The organism is Rhodococcus sp. PD04 (assembly GCF_035918275.1).
In the GTDB taxonomy this organism is placed as follows: domain Bacteria; phylum Actinomycetota; class Actinomycetes; order Mycobacteriales; family Mycobacteriaceae; genus Rhodococcus; species Rhodococcus rhodochrous.
On record NZ_CP142145.1, the window covers coordinates 206,014 to 227,085 of the forward strand.

11 protein-coding genes and 2 pseudogenes are annotated in these 21,072 nt (G+C 66.2%); 7 read left to right on the forward strand and 6 right to left on the reverse strand.

What is annotated here, in order from left to right:
* Window positions 1–126 precede the first annotated feature (126 nt).
* Window positions 127–642 (reverse strand): annotated as a pseudogene (locus tag U9J23_RS27600) (transposase); the annotation flags it as partial.
* A 178-nt stretch (window positions 643–820) separates the two neighbouring features.
* Between U9J23_RS27600 and U9J23_RS27605 the strand changes: the two are divergent.
* From U9J23_RS27605 to U9J23_RS27615, 3 genes are read left to right on the forward strand one after another with little or no spacing between them, the layout of a single operon-like run.
* Window positions 821–5,968 (forward strand): DEAD/DEAH box helicase, encoded by a 5,148-nt coding sequence (locus tag U9J23_RS27605; protein ID WP_326603457.1) that lies wholly within the window; start codon window positions 821–823, stop codon window positions 5,966–5,968.
* A complete protein-coding gene (locus U9J23_RS27610; protein ID WP_326603459.1) occupies window positions 5,965–8,826 on the forward strand; it encodes a helicase-related protein in 2,862 nt (953 codons plus the stop codon). Before U9J23_RS27605 ends, U9J23_RS27610 begins: the two co-directional genes overlap by 4 nt.
* Window positions 8,823–12,950 (forward strand): Eco57I restriction-modification methylase domain-containing protein, encoded by a 4,128-nt coding sequence (locus tag U9J23_RS27615; RefSeq protein ID WP_326603461.1) that lies wholly within the window; start codon window positions 8,823–8,825, stop codon window positions 12,948–12,950. Before U9J23_RS27610 ends, U9J23_RS27615 begins: the two co-directional genes overlap by 4 nt.
* 198 nt (window positions 12,951–13,148) lie before the next feature.
* Here the strand turns inward: U9J23_RS27615 and U9J23_RS27620 are convergent, their stop codons facing one another.
* Window positions 13,149–13,700: a PIN domain-containing protein gene (locus tag U9J23_RS27620; protein ID WP_326603463.1), complete on the reverse strand. Its 552-nt coding sequence runs from the start codon at window positions 13,698–13,700 to the stop codon at window positions 13,149–13,151.
* Between the two features lies 1 nt (window position 13,701).
* Window positions 13,702–14,136: a helix-turn-helix domain-containing protein gene (locus U9J23_RS27625; RefSeq protein WP_326603465.1), complete on the reverse strand. Its 435-nt coding sequence runs from the start codon at window positions 14,134–14,136 to the stop codon at window positions 13,702–13,704.
* Between the two features lie 949 nt (window positions 14,137–15,085).
* Here U9J23_RS27625 and U9J23_RS27630 point away from each other — a divergent pair.
* Window positions 15,086–16,117, forward strand: a complete 1,032-nt coding sequence (locus U9J23_RS27630; RefSeq protein ID WP_326603467.1) for an IS481 family transposase — start codon at window positions 15,086–15,088, stop codon at window positions 16,115–16,117.
* Between the two features lie 8 nt (window positions 16,118–16,125).
* Here U9J23_RS27630 and U9J23_RS27820 read toward each other — a convergent pair.
* Both U9J23_RS27820 and U9J23_RS27645 read right to left on the reverse strand, forming a co-directional pair.
* Window positions 16,126–17,035 (reverse strand): annotated as a pseudogene (locus U9J23_RS27820) (IS5 family transposase).
* A 229-nt stretch (window positions 17,036–17,264) separates the two neighbouring features.
* Window positions 17,265–18,521: an IS701 family transposase gene (locus U9J23_RS27645; protein ID WP_326603469.1), complete on the reverse strand. Its 1,257-nt coding sequence runs from the start codon at window positions 18,519–18,521 to the stop codon at window positions 17,265–17,267.
* 160 nt (window positions 18,522–18,681) lie between these two features.
* Here U9J23_RS27645 and U9J23_RS27650 point away from each other — a divergent pair, with 160 nt between their 5' ends.
* The 3 genes from U9J23_RS27650 to U9J23_RS27660 all read left to right on the forward strand — a co-directional run bounded on the left by U9J23_RS27650 (window position 18,682) and on the right by U9J23_RS27660 (window position 20,607).
* Window positions 18,682–19,071, forward strand: a complete 390-nt coding sequence (locus U9J23_RS27650) for a hypothetical protein (RefSeq protein ID WP_326603471.1) — start codon at window positions 18,682–18,684, stop codon at window positions 19,069–19,071.
* Window positions 19,072–19,471: 400 nt separating this feature from the next.
* Window positions 19,472–19,864, forward strand: coding sequence for a hypothetical protein (locus U9J23_RS27655; RefSeq protein WP_326603473.1), 393 nt, complete (start codon window positions 19,472–19,474; stop codon window positions 19,862–19,864).
* Window positions 19,861–20,607, forward strand: coding sequence for an RES domain-containing protein (locus tag U9J23_RS27660; protein ID WP_138845934.1), 747 nt, complete (start codon window positions 19,861–19,863; stop codon window positions 20,605–20,607). Before U9J23_RS27655 ends, U9J23_RS27660 begins: the two co-directional genes overlap by 4 nt.
* 165 nt (window positions 20,608–20,772) lie before the next feature.
* Here the strand turns inward: U9J23_RS27660 and U9J23_RS27665 are convergent, their stop codons facing one another.
* On the reverse strand, window positions 20,773–21,030 hold the full coding sequence (locus U9J23_RS27665) for a hypothetical protein (protein WP_138845933.1): 258 nt from the start codon (window positions 21,028–21,030) through the stop codon (window positions 20,773–20,775).
* Window positions 21,031–21,072: the final 42 nt, after the last annotated feature.

The window sequence follows — 21,072 nt, forward strand, 5'->3', positions numbered from 1 at the left end:
CCCGAGGCAATCCATACCGCCACGTGATCGGATTCGAAGCGGGGGAGACCTCACGGACCGCTAAGGATGCGTTGCACAACACCTCGCTTCGGACCGGCGAGTACCCCTTGATCGAGTGGGGCTGGGATCGAGCGGCCGGACGGACCACTCCGTCATTTCGGCGAGCACCTTGTCGGTGATCTTGCTAATCGTTTCCTTCGATACCGTGGCGCCGTAGACGTCGTCGAAGTGCGCGGCGATCTCGCCGGTGGTCAGGCCTTTCGCCGAGAGCGACAAGATGATCTCGTCGACCCCGGTCAAACGCCGCTGACGTTTCTTGACGATCTGCGGATCGAACGAGGCATCGGTGTCTCGCGGAACCTGGATCTGCACCGGGCCGATCTCGGTCAGCACGGTCTTGCTGCGCCGGCCGTTGCGGGAGTTACCGCTGTTTCTGCCCTCGACCTGGTGTTTCTCGTAGCCGAGGTGTTCGTCCATCTCCGCCTCGAGGGCGGTTTCGAGCACCGTGGCGGTGAGTTGGTTGAGCAGGCCGTTCGGGCCGACCAGCTCGACACCGTCGGCTTTGGCCTGGGCAAGCAATTGCTGCGCCAGCTGCTGGGGATCGATCTTCGGCTGATCCATAGGATCGAGTGTTTCGGTCATGATCGTGCCTTCTCGCCAAGCAAGCTCGGCGTGTCGGCCAAAGCCGGATCAACCTTTATTCCGACAGTCCCGAACGGGATTCCGACAGTCTCCGAGCTCCTCATTGCCACTGGCAGGTACGCGGGGTACTAGGGTGATCAAGACGTCGGGGAGAACGTCGTATTTGTGAGGTGCAGCGGTGGACGCGTTCGGGGTGCTCGACGGGATCCTCGACGATTACCGGGAGTTTGTGTCCGGATTCTTGAATATCAAGGATCCGGAGGTCCGGAACAAGGTCGAGACGGAGATCGACAACGGCCTGCTCTGGCCGGAGCCGTGGTTGGCGTTGAACCCGGCGTTCGAACCGGGCGGCAGCGTCACCGATCTCGTCGACCGCGGTGTGCTGCACGCGGACAACCGTGAGATCTTCCGGGTCCGTACCGAGGCGGACCGGTTCGGCCGGGAGATATCGTTCCATCGCCATCAGAGTGATGCGTTCGAGGTGGCCCAGCGCCGCGAGTCGTATGTGCTGACCACCGGCACCGGCTCGGGTAAATCGATGTCGTACATCGTGCCGATTGTCGATCGCGTCCTGCGGGAAAGCTCCGGGCGCGGGGTTCGGGCGATTGTGGTCTACCCGATGAACGCATTGGCCAACAGCCAGTTGGGGGAGTTGGAGAAGTTCCTCGGCACCGACAATCCGAAGGTGACGTTCGGGCGCTATACCGGTCAGGAATCCCGTACCGATCGGGAGCAGATCCTGCAGAACCCGCCGGACATCCTGCTGACGAACTACGTGATGCTCGAGCTGATGCTCACTCGCCCGCGGGAGCGATCGGCGTTGATCACCAGCGCCGCGAATCTGTCGTTCCTGGTGCTCGACGAGCTGCACACCTACCGCGGCAGGCAGGGCGCGGATGTGGCAATGCTCATCCGGCGCCTGCGAGGCGCCGTCGGAGCCAGGGAGTTGCAGTGCATCGGCACCAGCGCCACCCTCGCCGGACCCGGCACGAAAGCCGAACAGCGCCGACAGGTCGCTGAGCTGGCCACCAAGATCTTCGGCACGGTGATCCCACCGGAGAACATCATCGGCGAGACCCTGCGCCGCGCCACCACAGGGCAGATGGATCCGACCGCTCTGGCAAGCAGGCTGGGCTCGTCGGCACCGTCGACCTGGGAGGCACTGCACACCGACCCGCTGGCGATCTGGACGGAGCAGACTTTCGGGCTGCGCGAGGACGACGAGGGCCGTCTGGCCCGGCAGCTACCGACCCGGCTGCGTGACGCCGCCGGTGCCCTTGCCGACCAGACCGGTGTCGACCAGACGGTGTGTGAGGACCGACTGCGGGAGCTGCTGTTGGCCGGATCACGGGTACGCGACGATCAAGGGCGGCCGCTGTTCGCCTTCAAACTGCACCAATTCATCGGCAAGGGCGACACGGCCTACGCCACCTTGGAGCGACCGGAGAACCGCTATCTGACCACCCAGTATCAGCGCAGCGCACCGGTCGGCACGACCGGTCAGCCGCTGTTCCCGTTGGCGTTCTGCCGCGAATGCGGCCAGGACTTTCTCGTGGTCAACCTCGACAAGGGTGGGGAAAACTTCAGCCCCCGCATCCTCAGCGGCGGCAAGGGCGAGCAGGCGGAAGCGACCGGTCTGCTGCTGGTGACCGACAAGCCGTGGCCGGCACCGAATGATCCGACGCTGCTGGATCTGGTCCCCGAGGACTGGGTGATCGAGGCCGGCACCAGCCGCGTGCTGGACAAAGCTCGCCGTAGCCGCCTCCCTGATGCCTATCGGGTCGATGTGTTCGGCACGATCACCGACGACGGGCTGCCGGTGGCGTTCTTCGAGCGCCTGGATTTTTGCCCGTCTTGCAAAACCAGTTACGAAAGCACCCAGCAGTCGGAGTTCTCCCGGGTGGCCAGCCTGGGCACGGAAGGCCGTGCAAGTGCGGTCACGGTGCTCTCCCAAGCGGTGGTGCGCACCCTGCGGCAGGAAACCGACCTCGACGACGTGGCCCGTAAGTTCCTGGCGTTCTCGGACAACCGTCAGGACGCGAGCCTGCAGGCCGGGCATTTCAACGACTTCGTGCTGGTCGGCTTGGTGCGATCGGCGCAATACCGCGCCGCTCGGGACCAGCAGCAACGCGACCCCGACGAGCCGTTGGGGGACGAGGATCTGGGAGCGCGGGTGGTGGCGGCCCTCGGCGGTGATCTCGCCGACTTCGCCAAAGACCCCGACAGCGCGCACGAGCCGGTGCCGCGCCGCAAGATCACCCGTGCGTTGCGGGATGCGGTGACCTACCGGCTGTGGGCCGATCTGAAGCGGGGATGGCGGATCACCATGCCCAACCTCGAGCAGACCGGTCAGCTGCAGCTGGACTACTTCGGCATCGACGAGCTCGCCGCGAACGAGTCGAAGTGGACGGCGGTCGGTCAACCGCTGGCCGGCGCCGAGCCGTCCACCCGCCGCCAGTTGATGCATGTTCTGCTCGACGAATTGCGCCGCAACCTGTGCATCGAATCGGAGTTCCTCACCGAGGAGAAGTACGACAGCATCAAACGTGCGAGCCAGGACTGGCTGAAGGTTCCGTGGGCGCTGTCGGATGAGACCGGGGTCTATGCCGGTACGGCGTATCCGGGCAGCCGGCCGAAGTTCGAACCCGGCTCCGGTGCCGATCTGTACTTGTCGGGGTTGGGGGCCTATGGACGGTGGCTGCGTCGCCCCGACCGGTTCCCGCTGCACGAGCATCCGCTCAAACCCGCAGAAGCGGACACCGTCATCGACACGCTCCTGACGGTGATGGCCCACGCCGGGATCCTGGTCAAGATCGAGGAGAAGAACCGCCGCACCGGTTATCGACTTCAGGCGAGCTTGATCGAATGGCGCGCCGGCAGCGGTGAGTACCGCGCTCCGGACCCGATCCGCGGCAATCAGACCCGGGGTCGGGTCAACCCGTTTTTCCGCGACTTCTATGCAGAGACCGCGGCCGCGCTGGTCGGCCTCGAAGCCCGCGAGCACACCGCCCAGGTCGAATCGTCGCTGCGCCAGGACCGGGAAAGACGCTTCGGCGATGCCCATCTGCCGGTGTTGTACTGCTCGCCGACGATGGAACTCGGTGTCGACATCAAGAGCCTGAACGTCGTCGGGATGCGCAACGTGCCTCCCACCCCGGCGAACTATGCACAGCGATCCGGCCGAGCCGGGCGCTCCGGTCAACCGGCCGTGGTGCTGACCTACTGCGCCACCGGCAACGCCCACGATGCCTACTACTTCGGCCGCAGCCGAGACATGGTCGCCGGCGCCGTGGCGCCCCCGCGCCTGGAACTGGGCAACCAGGATCTGGTGCGCGCGCACGCCCATTCGATCTGGCTGGTGGTGTGCGACCTCGACCTCAAAGCGAGCATGGTCGACCTGCTCGACATCGACGAACCCGGCCAGCCGCTGCGCACCGAGGTCCGTTCGGCCATCAACAACCCGACGAGCCGAGACAAGGCGATCGCGGCGATCACCGCCGTGCTCGAAGCCACCAACGAGGTGACCTCGGCACTGTGGTGGACCGACACCTGGATCGCGGACACCGTCGACAAGGCACCCGACCGATTCGATCGGGCAGCCGACCGCTGGCGCACCCTCTACCGCGAAGCTCAAACCGAACTCGACGGCGCCAACGACGTCCTCAAAACCATCGGGGCGTCCGAGCCCGCCAAACGGCAGGCCCGCAGCCGCATCTCCGAGGCCCGCGCCGCCCTGGACCTGCTGCGCGGCCAGATTGACGACATCAACCAGAGCGACTTCTATCCCTACCGGTACTTCGCCTCCGAAGGGTTCCTGCCCGGATACTCCTTCCCGCGCCTACCGTTGGCTGCCTTTATCCCCGCCGAGCGCCGCACCCGCAACGGGCAGGGCGACTACGTTCAACGCCCACGGTTCCTGGCGATCAGCGAGTTCGGACCCGGCGCCTTCATCTACCACGAAGGTGCCCGCTACGAGGTCACCCGGGTGAGCCTGCCCGCCCGCGAGGACGGCACCGGGGTGAACATCACCGAGATCAAACGCTGCACTCACTGCGGGTACCTGCACGAGGCGAACGGCCCGACCAGCGTGGAGGTCTGCGAGCACTGCACCGGCAGGTCACTCGAGACGATGGACCGGATGATGCGGCTGGTTTCGGTCAAGACCCGCCGCCGCGACCGGATCAGCGCGGACGAGGAAGAACGTCAGCGCGCCGGGCACGAGATCGTCACCGCGGTGCGCTTCGTTCCGCACGGCGAACGAGCCGGCGAGCTGACCAGCAGCATCGTCGTCGACGGCGAGGAACTGGGCACCATGACCTACGGGGACACCGCGCTGATCCGCCGCATGAACGTCGGTTTGCGGCGCCGCAAGAACAAGGACATCAAGGGGCACCTGCTCGACACCCTCGAAGGTCGATGGGCGCGAGAAGCGGACCTGGAGAAGAACACCGCCGGGGAAGTGCCTCGCATCCAGCGAGTGGTGCCCTATGTCGAGGACCACCGCAATGCGCTGCTGGTGCATCTGGATCCGGCGATCTCCACCGAGGTGCGGATGGCGGCGATGTACGCCCTCAAACGCGCCATCGAGGCCGTGTACCAGCTGGAAAGCAACGAACTGGCAGCCGAACCCCTCCCCGGCGGCACCGGGGACCAGGCATGGTCATGCTTGTTGTTCTTCGAAGCCGCCGAAGGCGGCGCGGGGGTACTGCGCCGCCTGGCCACCGAAGACGACCAGATTCGCGCTGTCGCCCGCACCGCCCTGGAACTGTTGCACTTCGATCCCGACACCGGCGCGGACCGCCGCCGCGCCGAGCACGCCCGGGAGGACTGCGCCCAAGCCTGCTACGACTGCCTGCTGTCCTACAGCAACCAGTGGGACCACCAACATCTGGACCGGCACACCGTCACCGATCTGCTGCGCCGGTTGACCCGAGCCACCGTCTCCGTCGGTGCCGGCGGTGAAGATCGTTCCGACCACCTACGCCGACTCACGGCGCAGAGCAACAGCCTCGAACAGCGTTTCCTCGAGCTGCTCGACGAGCACGGGTATCGGCTCCCGGACCAGGCCCAGCAGTTGGTCGACGGCCTCTACGTGCGCCCGGACTTCGCATTCCATACCAAGGACATGGATGTGGCGGTGTTCATCGACGGCCCCGTCCACGACAGTGCGCATCAGGCGGAGAAGGACGAACAGGCCCGCGTGAAACTCGAGGACGAGGCGGGATGGTTGGTCCTGCGATTCCACCACGCCGATGCCGAGGACCGCTGGTTGCAGACGATCAAGGAGAACACCGAGGTGTTCGGTCCCGGAAGGTTCAGCGCATGACCGTCACCACCGAATTTCCTCCCGGCACCCTCGTGCACGCCCGCGGCCGCGACTGGCTCGTGCTACCGGGAGCCCCGGAGGGGACGATCCTGGCGCGTCCGCTCGGTGGCCGCGAGGACGAAACCACCGTCCTGCTCCCCGCATTCGACCATCCGCGCCCGGCGGTGTTCACCCCACCGACCGTCGACGACCGCGGTGATGCTGCCCGGGCCCGCCTGCTCCGGGACGCCCTGCGGCTGTCGTTCCGCGCCACCGGCGGCCCGTTCCGTTCGTTCGGTTCCCTCGGGGTGACCCCACGGAACTACCAGTTGGTGCCGCTGATGATGGCCGCAGCGCAGGACACCACCCGACTATTGATCGCCGACGGTGTCGGTGTCGGGAAGACCGTCGAAGCCGGCCTGATCGCCGCCGAGCTTCTGGCCACCGGCGAGGCGCAGCGGATGGCGGTGCTGTGCTCACCGCAGCTTGCGCCCCAGTGGCAGGCCGAGCTGCGCACCAAGTTCGGGATCGACGCCCAGCTGCTGCTGCCCTCGACGGTGAACCGTCTGAAGGTGCCGTGGGGATCGACCATCTACGAGCACTATCCGCACCTGGTGATCTCCACCGACTTCATCAAACAGCGCAGCCGCCGCGACGAGTTCGCCCTGCACTGCCCCGAGCTGGTCATCGTCGACGAAGCTCACACCTGCGTCGCCGCCACCACCCTCGGCCACAGCCAGGCACACCTGCGGCATGCGCTGCTGCGCAAGCTCGCCGACGACCCGAGCCGGCACCTGCTGTTGTTGACCGCCACCCCGCACAGCGGCGACGACAGCGCCTGGCAATCGTTGATCGGGTTGCTTGACGACCGGCTCGCGTCCTTGCCAGCGGACCTGTCCGGCCGCGACCGCGAAGACGACCGCAAGCTGCTCGCAAAGTTCATGATCCAGCGCCAACGCGCCGACATCCGCGAATACCTGCACGAGGACACCCCGTTCCCCACCCGGGAATCGACCGAAACCAGCTACACCCTCACCCCCGCCTACCGCGCTCTGTTCGACGACGTCATGGAATTCGTGCGCGAGCAGGTTGCCGACCCGACACTGAACACCGTCCATCAGCGGGTGCGCTGGTGGTCGGCGATCGCGTTGCTGCGCTGTTTGGCCTCAAGCCCGGCCGCGGCCGAGCAAACCCTGCTCAACCGCTCCGCCCTGCCCACCGCCGACGACTCGGACGAGGTCGACGCGCTCGCCGCGCCGCGGGTGCTCGACACCGACCTCGACGACGTCCTCGAAGGCGACGACACCACCCTGGGCTCGGACACCACCGACCCGGACACCGCCACCAGCACCACACGTCGTCGGCTCCGGGAACTCGCCGCCGCCGCCGCCGCGCTCAAAGGCCCGAAGACCGACGCCAAACTCAAACGGCTGATCCCGCTGCTGCAGCAACTCCTCACCGACGGGTACCACCCGATCGTGTTCTGCCGCTACATCCCGACCGCCGACTACCTCGCCGAACACCTCACCACCGCTCTGGCCAAGAAAAACCCCGGGCTGCGGGTCGAGGCGATTACCGGAACCCTGCCCCCCGAAGAACGCGAACAGCGGGTCGCCGAACTCACCGGCCACGACGGGCCCCGATTGTTGATCGCCACCGACTGCCTGTCCGAGGGCATCAACCTCCAAGACGGCTTCACCGCCGTGGTGCACTACGACCTGGCCTGGAACCCCACCCGACACGAACAACGCGAAGGCCGCGTCGACCGGTTCGGTCAGCGCGCCGACACGGTGCGCACCGTCACCTACTACGGCGAGGACAACGGCATCGACGGCGTCGTACTGCAGGTGCTGATCCGCCGGCACGAGAACATTCGCCGCAGCACCGGAGTGTCGGTGCCGGTCCCGGTCGACTCGACGACCGTGATGAAAGCGATCTGGGAATCGCTGCTGCTGCGCGGCACCGACACCGAGCAACTCACCTTCGACTTCGCCGAGGCCACCTCCGCCTCCCTGGCCGAGGCCGTGGACCTGCAGTGGGTCGACGCCGCCGAACGAGAGAAAGCCTCCCGATCCCGATTCCGGCAGGCTGGTCTGCATCCCGACACCATCGCCCCCATCCTCGAGCAGGTCCGCCGCTCACTCGGTGGGCCCGCCGACGCCGAAACCTTCACCCGCGACGCACTGTCGCTGCTGTCCGCCCAGATCAGCGACATCAGCGACGGGTTCACCGCCCACCTCGACACTGTCCCGGCCGCAGCCCGCGACCAACTACCTTCCACGAAGGACGGGACGCTGGTCTTCCACCGGTCCTTCCCGGTCCCGCCCGGACACAGCGTGCTCACACGCACCGATGCGGCCGTCGACGCATTGTCACGGTATGTGCTCGATTCGGCACTCGACACCGGCCTGGACCAGGCCTTGCGTCCTGCCCGCCGAGCGTCGGTGGTACGCACCACCGGGGTGGACAAGGTCACCACGCTGCTGGTCGTGCGGTTCCGTCTCGAACTCGTCCTGCCCGGCTCCCGCGCCACGATCACCCAGGTCGCCGAGGACGCCCAGTTCCTCGCCTACACCACCGGGGACGAGCTGACCTGGCTGCCCACCGAGGCCGTGGACGCGCTGCTGTCGCTGCCCCCGACCGGCAACGTCGCCGACGCACTGGCGCGCACCCAACTCGACCGCGCACTGCACCGCCTCGACACCGCGCGTGAGCATCTTCTCGACCACGGTCACCGGGTCGCCGACAACATCGTCTCCGACCACCGCGCCGTCCGAGCCGCCTCCAAAACCGGGGGGCGCGCCGCCAAAGCCCGACTCCTCCCCCCACCGGATGTGCTGGGCGTGTACGTGTTTCTTCCCGACAGGAGTGCATCATGAGTGGGCTGTCCTCCTTCCGGTCCGCCCGCACCGTCGGCACCGTCCTGCCCAGCGAAGCCCTCACCTTGGGCGCCGAACTGCGCATGCCTGGGCAAAGCGCCGTCGACTACCAATTGCCCCCCGGCATGACGGTCAGCGCCGCGATCGCCCGCGCCTGGGAAGCGATGCTCGCCACCTACCGCGAATGGCAACACGCCCTGACCCGGCTGCCCGAACACGACGCCGCTATCAAGATCACCCGAGACAAGTGGCTGCTGCCGCTGCTCTACGAACTCGGCTGGGGCCGCCCGGAAGTCATACCCGGCGGACTGGACGTTGCCCCCGGACTCGGGGAAACTGCCGCCCCGCACTTCCCCATCTCGCATCGCCTGTGCTGGCCCGACGCATCCGCACCAGAGGTGTGGGTGCCGATTCACCTCGTCGGTGCCGGCATCGACCTCGATACCAAAACCGCCGGGCACAGCGCCCGCGCCCCTCAATCGATGCTGCAGGACTACCTCAACCGAGAACACCGCGCCTTGTGGGCGGTGCTGTCCAACGGCCACACCCTGCGGCTGCTGCGCGACGCGTCCGCCCTGGCGCGCCAGTCCTACGTCGAATTCGACCTCGACGACATCTTCACCAACCAGCGCTACGCCGACTTCCGGCTCCTGTTCCTGACCGTACACGCCAGCCGATTCACCCCACACCTCGACCAACCCGCCGTCTCACCTCAAGCCGACGAGGAAGATAAAGATGCCGCCGTCGAGGCCCCCACCCTGTCCGCGCAAACCTGCTGGCTCGAACAGTGGCGGACGGCCGCGATCGACAACGGCGCCCGCGCCCTGGCCACCCTGCAACAAGGGGTCGCCCAGGCCCTGCAACACCTGGGCACCGGATTCGTCGCCCACCGCAACAACACCGCCCTCCGCGAGATCCTCGCCGCCACACCGGGGGCCGAAAAGGACCTGCACCGCGCCCTGCTGCGCATCGCCTATCGCCTGATCGTGCTGTTCGTCGCCGAGGATCGGGGCCTGCTGCACCCCTCCGACGCCGACCCGAAGGCACGAGCGCTGTATGCCGAACATTTCTCCACCGCCCGGCTCCGCCGCATGGCCACCGCCCATGCCGGCAGCCGGCACACCGACCTGTGGCAGGCCCACCAGATCGTCACCGATGCCCTCGCCGGCGACGGCCTTCCCGACCTGGGCCTGAACGGTCTCGGCGCCAGCCTGTACTCCCGCGAGTACCTGAGTATCCTCGCCGGCGCCGAACTGCCCAACCACGCCTTCCTCGCCGCGATCCGCGCCCTCTCCCAGATCGACGACCCGGTCACCGGCACCCCCCGCGCCGTCGACTACCGCAACCTCGACAGCGAAGAACTCGGCGGCATGTACGAAGGGCTGCTGGCCTATACCCCCCGCTACAACACCGACGCCCTCACCTTCACCCTCGACACCGCCGCCGGCCACGACCGCAAGACCTCCGGCTCCTACTACACCCCCTCCGCCTTGATCGACCTCGTCCTCGACGAAGCCCTCGATCCCCTCATCGACGACGCGCTCCGCAGCCCCGACCCCGAACACGCCCTCCTCGAGCTGACCGTCGTCGACCCTGCCTGCGGGTCCGGTCACTTCGTCGTTGCCGCAGCCCGGCGGCTGGCCTCCGCGCTGGCCACCGTCCGTACCGGCGACACCGAACCGAACCCGGCAGCCCTACGTACCGCCACCGCGGATGTTGTCGAACGCTGCGTCTACGGTGTCGACCTCAACGACCTGGCCATCGAGATCACCAAAGTCGCTCTCTGGCTCGAAGCGTTCGACGCCGACCGACCCTTCCCGTTCCTCGACGCCCACTTCCGAGTCGGCAACGCCCTGCTCGGAACCACCCCCGAGTTGTTGCGCCATAACATCCCCGACACCGCATTCGTCGCACTCGGCGACGACGACAAGACCTGGACCAGCAAACTCAAAGCCCGCAACAAGGCCGAACGCACCGCCGACCTCGACCAGCTCACCCTCGATTTCGGGACACGCACCCTCAACGTCGAAACCACAGCCTTCACCAAAACCGCCCGCGAAGCAGACACAGACCACGCCGGCACCCTACGCGCCATGCGAGCACGCGCCGACGCGTGGCGGGCGCTGGAAGCCAACCCCGATCTGGTCGCTGCAAAACTCGTCGCCGACGCGTGGTGCGCCGCCTTCGTCCAACCCAAAACCAAGAAGGTCGGACCGCAGCTCGACGATTTCGAAACCTCCGGTCAGGGCATCACTCACGACACGCTACGGCGCCTTGCCGAAGACCCGGAGACCCTCCCCGACAGCATCATCGAGCGGATTCGCCAACTCGCGCGCCAGTACCGGTTCTTCCACTGGCACCTCGAATTCCCCGGCATCTTCACCGTCCCCGCCGACGGCAGCGCAGACCCCGCCACGGGGTGGACCGGCGGTTTTTCCTGCGTTGTCGGCAATCCCCCATGGGAACGGGTGAAGATCCAAGACAAGGAGTTCTTCGGCAACCTCGGCCGCACCGACATCGAAAAGTCCGCCACAGCCGCAATCCGCAAGAAGATGATCGCCGATCTCGCCGATACCGAACCGGACCTGTATCGCGCCTATTGCGATGCGCTACGTCAATCTGATGCCACCGCACATTTCCTGCTCAAGAGCGGTCGGTACCCACTAACCGGGCAGGGCGACGTCAACACCTACAGCGTCTTTGCTGAAACCATGCGCACCATGTGTGCGCCGGCGGGAACATCCGCCGTCATCACCGAAACCCAGTTGGCTACAGGGAAGACCACAGCACCGTTCTTCGCCGACACTCTTGAGTCGAACCGACTAATCGCGTTCTACGACTTCGAGAACGAAGCAAAGATCTTCAAGGTTCACAACCAAATGAGATTTGCTGTCACTGTGATGGCAGGTAGCGCACGAACAGTCGATCGGACACGATTCGCCTTTTATACACGCCACTTAGCCGACGTCCCAAACCGCCGATTCGAGCTTTCCTCAAGTGAGGTATTACTCCTCAATCCCAACACGGGAACGTTGCCGACTTTCCGTACCCGCACTGACGCGGATCTCACCCTCGGCATCTACAAGCGCCACCCCGTCTTGATCCGAGATGACGACCCTGACGGCAACCCGTGGGGCCTGACCTTCGGAACTCTTTTCCACATGGCCAACGACTCGGGACTGTTCCACCAGCCCAAGGACCTCATCGATGCGGACTTCAACGGCTGGTCCTATGAACGCGGCGGTACCGTGTATGTGCCCCTGTATGAGGGGAAGATGGTGGGCCCCTTCGACCACCGATTCGCAACCTACCGCGGGGCCACGCAAGCACAACTCAACAAGGGCACGTTGCCTCGGGTGACGTCAGAGGAGCATGACAAGCCCATTGATGTTGAGCCTCTCGCTCGGTACTGGGTTGACCGCCGCGAGGTATCCAGGAAACTGGAAGGAACTTGGGACCACAACTGGTTGCTCGGATGGCGCGACACCACCAATGCGAGTAACGAGCGCACCTTCATCCCCGCCGTGATTCCTTCATCTGCCGTGGGGCACAAACTTCCCTTGGCTTTTCTTTCGGTGTCGGCCTACGGGCCTGTGTTGCATGCGCTTTGGTCGAGCATGGTGTTCGATTACGTTGCTCGGCAGAAAGTCAGTGGAACGAGCATGACGTATTTCATCGTCAAGCAGCTCGCTTGCCCTGCACCCTGGTTGTTCGATGAGTCCACTCGCTGGGCGCGGGAGCAGTCTCTCGCCGATTGGCTACGCCCGTACGTGCTTGAGCTGTCTTACACATCATGGCGTTTGAAGCCATACGCGGTCGAGCTCGGGGACGAAGGAGCGCCGTTTAGATGGGACCCCTGTCGCCGTGCTTTGCTGCGCGCTGATCTTGATGCGGCATTCCTGCACGTGTACAGCCTGACACGCACCGAAGCTGAGCATGTTCTCGACTCGTTCCAGGTCGTCCGCAAGTACGAGGAACGCGACTTCGGCGAGTACCGCACCCGACGGCTCGTTCTCTCAGCTTATGACCGCATGACCACAGCTATTGCGACCGGAGGTATGGGGTGGACTTCGTCAGCCACAGTGCCTGCTGGGGAGGGCGAGCGGCACCCCAATGAACGATAGGTCTGATCGAGTGCCTCGGCATCATCGACAGGGCGTTGTCCACGTCTCACTTTCTTTGGCAGTGAGACGGTTACCGGGAGTGTGGGCGGGATCGCGTCGACCCAGCTCGCAGCATCTCACAAGTTGATTCCGGAACGATGTGTCAAAACATCGGTACGAGAACAACTCTCGGAACCACGCGGTCGTGGGCGTAGATTCTCAGCGGCGCAACGCGGCCGCAGAGATCGGTAGGCCCGCTGCGGCGAGGCGGTCGCAGACGTCGGCCGGCGTGCCTGGCGGGCTGCGCCATGCTGCGGCGGTCGCGCTGATTGCCTGGTGCACCCGCGCACCGTCGAGCGTGAACAGGTCCATGACGAACTCGTCCGGGTGCAGGGCCTCGATGCCGAACTGGGCGAGTTCGGCATCGGGGAAATCGCGCAGGTTCGCGGTGACGATCACCTGCGCTGAGCAGCGGATCGCCGCGGCGAGCACGTGCCGGTCGTCCTCGTCAGGCAGCGTGAGCGCCGGGATGAGTGCCTCGTATCCGGTGACCAGGCAGTCCGGGACCGCTCGGTTCATAAGCTCCCGCAGCCTGGCCAGGGTGTCGGTGAGGATATCCGGTCGGTCGGCGGCGAGATTGCGGAACGTCTCGTCGAGAATCCGGTCGGTCCACCGGGCGTGCACCAGCCCGGTCTGCGCCAGGCGAATCAGAACGTCGCGCAGCACGTTCGGGTACAGCACGTTCGCGTCGTAGAGCACGGTGAAGGTCACGTCAGTACAGTCCGAGGTCTTCGGACAGCGTGGCCAGCTCGTCCGCAGCCCGACGCGCATCGTGCTGCTGGGTGCGCCGGTACTCGAGAAGCGACGATGCCAGAATCCTGCGATGTCGGCCCACCAGCCGGTACCGGATGAGGCCCTGGTCGAGAAGTTTGATCACGTGCGGGCGTGAGACGTTGAGCAGTTCGGCGGCCTGCTGAGTGGTCAGCTCCGCATGGGCAGGGACTACGGTCACGCCCTGGCCGGCGGCCATGTTCGCCAAGACGTCTTTGATCAACTCCAGGGCCGCACTCGGCAAGTGCACGGATCCCGACGTCTCGTCGACGGTGACGTCGAACGTGTCGGTGCCCGGTTTCACGTCCCGTAGAGCGTTCAGCGCCTGTCGTGCCTGTTCCTGCTCTACGGCGCTGGGATGTTCGATCGCGGACATGACCACCTCCTCCAAATGAAATATACGCAGCAAACGAAACAAACGCAAAAGCGGGCGATCTTGCGAACCGCGAGACCGTTGCGGCGGAAGTCGGCACGGCTCGCTATGGCGGATTCGTGGGGTGTGCTGTTTGACGATCCTTAAACGGGACGGTTTGCGAAGGTCGAGCGGGAAATTTCGACCTTGCGGAACGATCCCGCACCTGTCCCGGTTACTTGTCCTGCATGTCAGTCCCGCATCGCTGGCTTATCGCGGACTACGTCTCCGCGCGGACGGAGACGGTGCTGGCTGCCGTCCCTGCTGGGCCGGGTGGTGTGTGCAGACCGACCCTGGTGGACTTGTGGGGGTCAGAGGCCGATCACGGCGCGGGCGGTGGCCGCAACGGCGGGGTGCGGGACGGTAAGCCGCCCGCGGTGCGTTGTGCCGGTGAAGTGTTCGAGAGGGCTTTTGATTCAGGAGGCACGGGCGGGGAGCACCAGGAGCGTGCCGTCGCTGTATTTTTCGATCTCGATCACCACCTCGGCGTTCGGGAGGTGGTGCTGTGGGTAGGCGCGAGCGCACGCAGCCGGTACGAAGTGTCCAGCAGGCTCCGACCGTCGAGCGCGGTCAAGACGGCGTCGAGGCGCTCGCGGACATCGGCGAGCTCGACCGCAGCATCGGCGGCAGAAAGCCGTGCGGTGGGGGAGAGGCTATTCGAGTCTGCGGGCTGCTGGCCGCTGTGGAGTTCGGTGTGCACCGACCGGATCGACACCCGGATGGCGTGGTCGATCTCCCCAGACCGCGATCCCCTGCTTCCGCTCGGCACTGAGTGGTCGGCCAGGTCCTGGATGACGGTGCGTACTGCGGCGACGGCGACGTCGGCACCGTGTCGGGCTAGCTGTTGCGGGTCATGACGTTGTAGACACCAGCTCAGGGGTTGACGAAGGCGGACGGGTCTTCCGGCGGCAGGATGGGAAGTACCAATTCATCCGCCGACCGAAAGAACCCGACAGCGGCGCACCGTAACGCCCCGCTGTCCCGCCGTCTCGTCGAGCGATGTCAGACCCGTCCGCTGTCCCACGTCGCCGCCGAGATGGGGATTTCTCGCGCCTGCGCGAGCAAATGGATGGCCCGCTACCGCGAACACGGCGAGCTCGGCCTGCTCGACCGTCCCAGCGTGCCGCACAATCAGCCCACCGCGACCCCGGCCGAGACGGTGGCGCGGATCGAGACGCTGCGGCGGACCCACAAGTGGTCCGCCGCCTGCATCGCTCACGAACTGGGCCTCGTCGGCATCACCATCTCGGTGCGCACCGTCAGCCGGCATCTGGCTCACCTCGGCCTGAATCGGCGGAAGTTCCTCGACCGCAGCGGTGAAGGCAACCGGGAACCACGCCGGATCGTTGCCCGCTGGCCCGGGCACATGGTGCACGTCGACATCAAGAAAGTCGGCCGGATCCCCGCCGGTGGTGGCTGGCGGGTCCACGGTCGAGGTAGCGAGCAGGCGAAGAAGGTCGACCGCGCCAAGGCCGCAGGTGCCCGCGCCGGCTACGTGTACCTGCATTCGGCGGTCGACGGGTTCTCCCGCCTGGCCTACACCGAGGCTCTGGCCGACGAGAAAGCCATAACGGCAATCGGGTTCATGCATCGAGCCAGGGTGTTCTTCGCCGCACACGGGATCGGGCACATCCATCGCGTCGTGACCGACAACGGGTCGTGCTACCGCGCGAAGGACTTCGCGAAGGTGCTGCACTGTGGCCGGCATCAGCGGATCACCCCCTACACGCCCCGCCACAACGGGAAGGTGGAGCGCTACAACCGCATCCTTGCCGAGGAGTTCCTCTACGCCCGGACCTGGACCAGCGAACACCAACGCGCCGAGGCACTACAGGTGTGGAATGTGCACTATAACTACCATCGTCCGCATACTGCCGTCGGAAACCGGCCGCCCGCGAGCAAGCTCCGGAGCGGTGTCACCAACGTCATGGCCTCATACACCTAGGCCGTGTTTCAAAAGGTGGCTGATCGCAGCCACTGATTGATCGCGGCGATACGCACGGTGGCGGTGTAGCGGACCGCGAGTTTGTCGTATCTCGTTGCCACAGCACGGTTCTGCTTGAGCAGGTTGATGCCGCACTCGACGGCGTGCCGCCGCTTGTAGTGCTCGGTGTCGAAGACGGGTGGGCGACCACCGGACGAGCCCTTCTTCTTCCGATTCGCGACCTGGTCGGTCTTGGTCGGGATCGTCGCCCTGATTCCTCGCGTGCGCAGGTAGGCGCGGTTGGCGGCACTGCTGTACGCCTTGTCCGCCAGGACCGCATCAGGGCGGCGGCGCGGTCGACCACGACCGCGCCGCGGCACCCGAATCGCGTCGAGCACGGCCTCGAACTGCGGACTGTCACCGCACTGACCTGCAGTGACGATGAGTGAAAGGACCTTGCGGCCCTGCTCGCATGCCAGATGCATCTTGGTTTGTCCAACCGCCGCGTGAACGTCCCAACGCATGATCATCGGGCTCGGTGTCGACACCGCCCGGCGGCTCGGCCTGCTGATCACCGTCCCTGCGGGCACCGGCTGCGTGCTGGTGTGCTCGGGCGATGGTCGAATCGACGCTGACGTCCCACACGACTTCGCCGGCCGCGTCGGCGAGCGCCTGCACTCGGGTGAGCATCTGCGCCCACACCCCGGCGCGTTGCCAGCGCCGGAACAGGCCGTAGACCGTCTGCCACGGTCCGTACCGGTCCGGAATGTCCCGCTACGGGCATCCTGTGCGGATGCGCCACCGGATCCCGTCGATGAGCTGGCGTTTCGTCCACTTCGGCGGCCGACCCGCCTTCTTTCCCCAAGGCAGCAACGGCTCCAACCGTGCCCACTGCGCGTCGGTCAGATCCGCCCGCCCCGGTACCGCTACGCTGGGCACGAGGTCTCCGGTATTCAGGTTTGTCTTGGTCGATTAACCCTCTACCGGAGACCTCGCTCATTCAGTTGTCATGACACGCCAGGCGGGGCAGTGAATTCCTCGGCAGATCCACATTTGAAACACGGCCTAGTAGTACTTTGTTAGGTTGGGAAGGTGTGATGGCAGGTCGGGCAGGTACCGATCCAATAGGCCAGTGTGCGTTGGAGTTCGCGCACAATGCCGTAGAGGGTCAGTCCCGCCCGACCGCTTTTGGGTCGGTCAGCCGCAGGGTGGTGAGAAACAGGTGTGCGGCGGTGACGAGGATGACGTGGTGGTGCCAGCCGAGCCAGGAGCGGCCCTCGAAGTGGTCGAGTCCGAGACCGGTTTTCAGTTCCCGGTAGTCGTGTTCGATGCGCCAGCGGATCTTGGCCAGGCGCACCAACTCTGACAGCGGGGTGTCCTCGGGCAGGGTGGCCAGCCAGAAGTCGGTGGGCTGCGCCGCGCCCGCCGGCCATTCGGCGAGCAGCCACGCCTGCGGCAGGGTTCCGTCCTCGTCGCGGGGAATGGTGCGGTTCGCGGGGCGGATCCGCAGCGCCACGAACCGTGAGCGCATCACCGCGGTCGGGTTGCCCGGACCGGTCTTGGTTCCGCGGCGCCAGGTGACCTCGGTCAGCGCGCCTACTCCGGCCGCCAGAACGAGATCCCTGCAGGTCACGGCCGGTGGGTAGCGTCGGGTCGGAGGCCGCCCGCGCCCGGAGTACGCGGCGGCGGCCGGGACTGCATCGGCGGGGTGCGCGAGGGTGGCGCCCTTGACCGCCACGACATAGACCAGATCGCGGTCGGTCAGGCCCTGCCGGAAGGTCGCCGAGTCGCCGTAGCCGGCGTCGGCGACGATCACCGGCGGGATCCGGCCCCACGCGATCAGCTCGTCGAGCATCTCGAGAGCCATCACCGCCTTGGTGCGATAGCGCTCCTCGGTCGGGATCGCGTTGCGTCGCCGGCGAGCGGTGATCGCCGAGGCCGTCTCCGGATCGTCGCACCGCTGATCGTCCCAGCTCTCAGGCAGATACAGCCGCCAATCCAAGGGTGCGGACGCGGTATCGGTGGCGGCGTGCACACTGACCGCGACCTGGCAGTTTCCGACCTTGCCGAGGGTGCCCGAATACTGCCGGGCCACACACGGCGAGGCGTCACCGTCCTTGGCGAATCCGGTGTCGTCGATCACCCACGCATCCGGGGAGATCAAATCACACGCTTTGCGGGACAGTGTTTTCCGGACCGGTACCGGATCCCACGGTGAGGTGGTGACGAACTGCTGCAGGCGTTGGTGATCGATCCCGAGGCGGTCGGCCATCGGCTGCATCGACTTGCGGCGCCCGTCGAGCATCAACCCTCGCGCATATACCCCGGCCGTTGCTCGCTGGTCCTTGCGTTTGAGCGAGGAGAACACCTCGCCGATGAACGCATCGAGACGTTCACCGACATCGGTCAGGGCTGCGGCATCCACCTGGTTATCGTCTCGGACATCTCGCCGAATCTCGAGGCCTCACACCAGGAAGTGGTGAACCTAACAAAGTCCTACTAGCGCTGGCCCTGAATCCCACCCAAGGACTCGTAGGCGGACGCCGACTGATCGACGTGGTGGGCGCGCGCATGGCGAACTCGACGTGGTCCTGGACGCACTCGATGCCGATCTCGACGAACGCGAACATGCCCTCTACGAGGTGCGGCGCATCCTGCGGCCCCGCAAAACCGACCCGACGAAGCTGGGCCACACCGCACGTTCGGTCCGGATCCGTTGCCGAGGATCACGTAGTGCGATGGAAGGCATGCTGCGTCGGCTCGCCGATGAGGGCGTTCGCAGGGGGCTGATCGAGGCAGAGACCGGCGAGGATGGCATTCTCCGCATCTATCAGTACCGCCGCGGCCCGGTGTTCCCGACGGTCGAACGCTTCTTCGTAGTCGCCCCCGCCCTCGCGCACGAGAAGGAACACGAGCGTTTCGATCAGTGGTGGGCCGACGCTCGCCGCGGTGGCAGGCGCGCCGTGGCAGCCTGACGCCGGCCTCGGACGGCCGCCCGGAGCATGGGTAGCAACGACGAGCTCGGCCCCCCACTTGGTGGTGGGCCGAGCTCGTACGCCTATCCAGGGCAGATCCGATGATTCCTCGGTCCGGCGAGCCGAGGCAGAGGACCGGCGCGGTCGCTGCCGGTGACACCGGCAGGTCTTCTCGCTGCCCAGCGAGCGCTTCGGCCCGGCGGACTGTGAGCGGGCTTGCCTGTGTCGTTAGGTAAGAGGTGCGAGAAGCCGGAATGGTTCCCGCGAACGGGCTGATTTCTTCCATTCGGGCCTCTCCGGTTTGGGCCCATGGTCGATGCCTCCCTGCGAGCCGTCGGTCGGACGGGAACATGGACGGCATTGACCGTGTGATTTACCATGTGATCAGGAGGTGGATGCTATGACAACCGCACACCCACGCCCCGACCTCGCCGCCTACAACGACGCCGCCCGCATGACCCAATCTGAGCTTGTCACCGCGCTGCGCGATTTGCTCGGCGCCAAGCTGGTCGCCTACCTGGGCAAGGTCAAGGAAACCCGCGCGGTGCGCCAGTGGGCCGAGGGCACCCGCACCATCAACAACGACACCGACGTCGAACGCCTGCGCATCGCCTACCGCGCCGCCCGGCTGATCGCCGAACGCGACACCCCCGCCGTGGCGCAGACCTGGTTCCAGGGTCTGAACCCGATCCTCGACGACCGCCCGCCGGCGCTGCTGCTGCGCGAGGGCGAGCTGTCCGATGTCGGCCCGAAGGTCCTCGCCGCGGCCCGGCAGTTCGCGGCGGTCGGATGAGCGCACCGGATCGAACGCTGATCTCCACTCCGCGCGGTGATGTCCGCTGCGTCCACGTCGACGGCGCGGCCGCCTACCGGGTGGGCTACCCGCCGACCTCGTGGGAGTGGACACCGTGGGAGTTCGCCACCGACGGGCGCTTCACCGGCCGCTGGGACGACCCGGCGGGAGTGTGGCGAACCCTGTACGTCGGCGCGACCCGCCTGTCCTGCTATCTCGAGGTCCTCGCCTACGCCCGCACGAGCGACGAGCTCAGTGCCGCGCTCGACGAGATCGACGACGACGACGAGGGTGAGTTCCCCACCATCGCGCCGGGTCGTGTCCCACGATCGTGGATGTCGTCCCGGGTGACCGGCAGCGGCACGATCACCGGATGGTTCGTCGTGCCCGGCGACCCTGAGTCGGTGGCCACCCTGCGAGCCCTGTTCCGGCCGCATGCGATCCGGCTCGGTCTGCTCGATCTCGACACCGCGGCGATCCGCGACGGCCGCCCGCGTGCCCTGACCCAGGCGATCTCGCAGTGGGTCAACACTCTTCCCGATCCCGACGGTGAGCCGGTGGCCGGCATCGAGTTCGAGTCCCGGCACGGTGACGGGCTGGTGCTCTGGGCGCTGTACGAGCGTCCCGGTGACGGACCGGTCAGCAAGAACGTTACGGTGCTGGACTACGGCCCGGTCGAGGAGCACGACCCCGATTTGATCGAAGCGATGCGTCTGCACAACCTGGTCTGGGAGGACGACTGAATCTGTCCGTCCAGCGGCCGGCGACGTCTCCTTGTCACATGAGGAGATCGGTTGCTGACCGAACACGCCAGGGGAGTGCAGCGCTGACATCCCGGCGAAGCGAGCCCCGGTTATCCGTTGGACGACCGGGGCTCGCTCATCGGGGCGGGTTGTCCGCTGGGTGGTTCACCGGCGGTTTCTGGCGGCGAGGTCCACGGCCTGAGCGGCGGCCAGCCTCTCCATCGCCTCCGCGCGGAGCGCGTTCGCGGTGGTCTCGACGCCGTGGATGTACACGGCCGGTCCCCAGGGCCCGGTGTTGTCGACTCTGATGTCGCCGTCGGCGAACCAGGTCTGGCCGTCCTCATCGTCGATGCCCTCGGGCAGTGCCTGGACCGTACTGCCGCAGTGGAGGCACCCGGTGTCGGTGTTGGTGGTGCGTGTCACGACTGCTCCTTTCGCATGGAAAGGCGGCAGACACCAGGATCG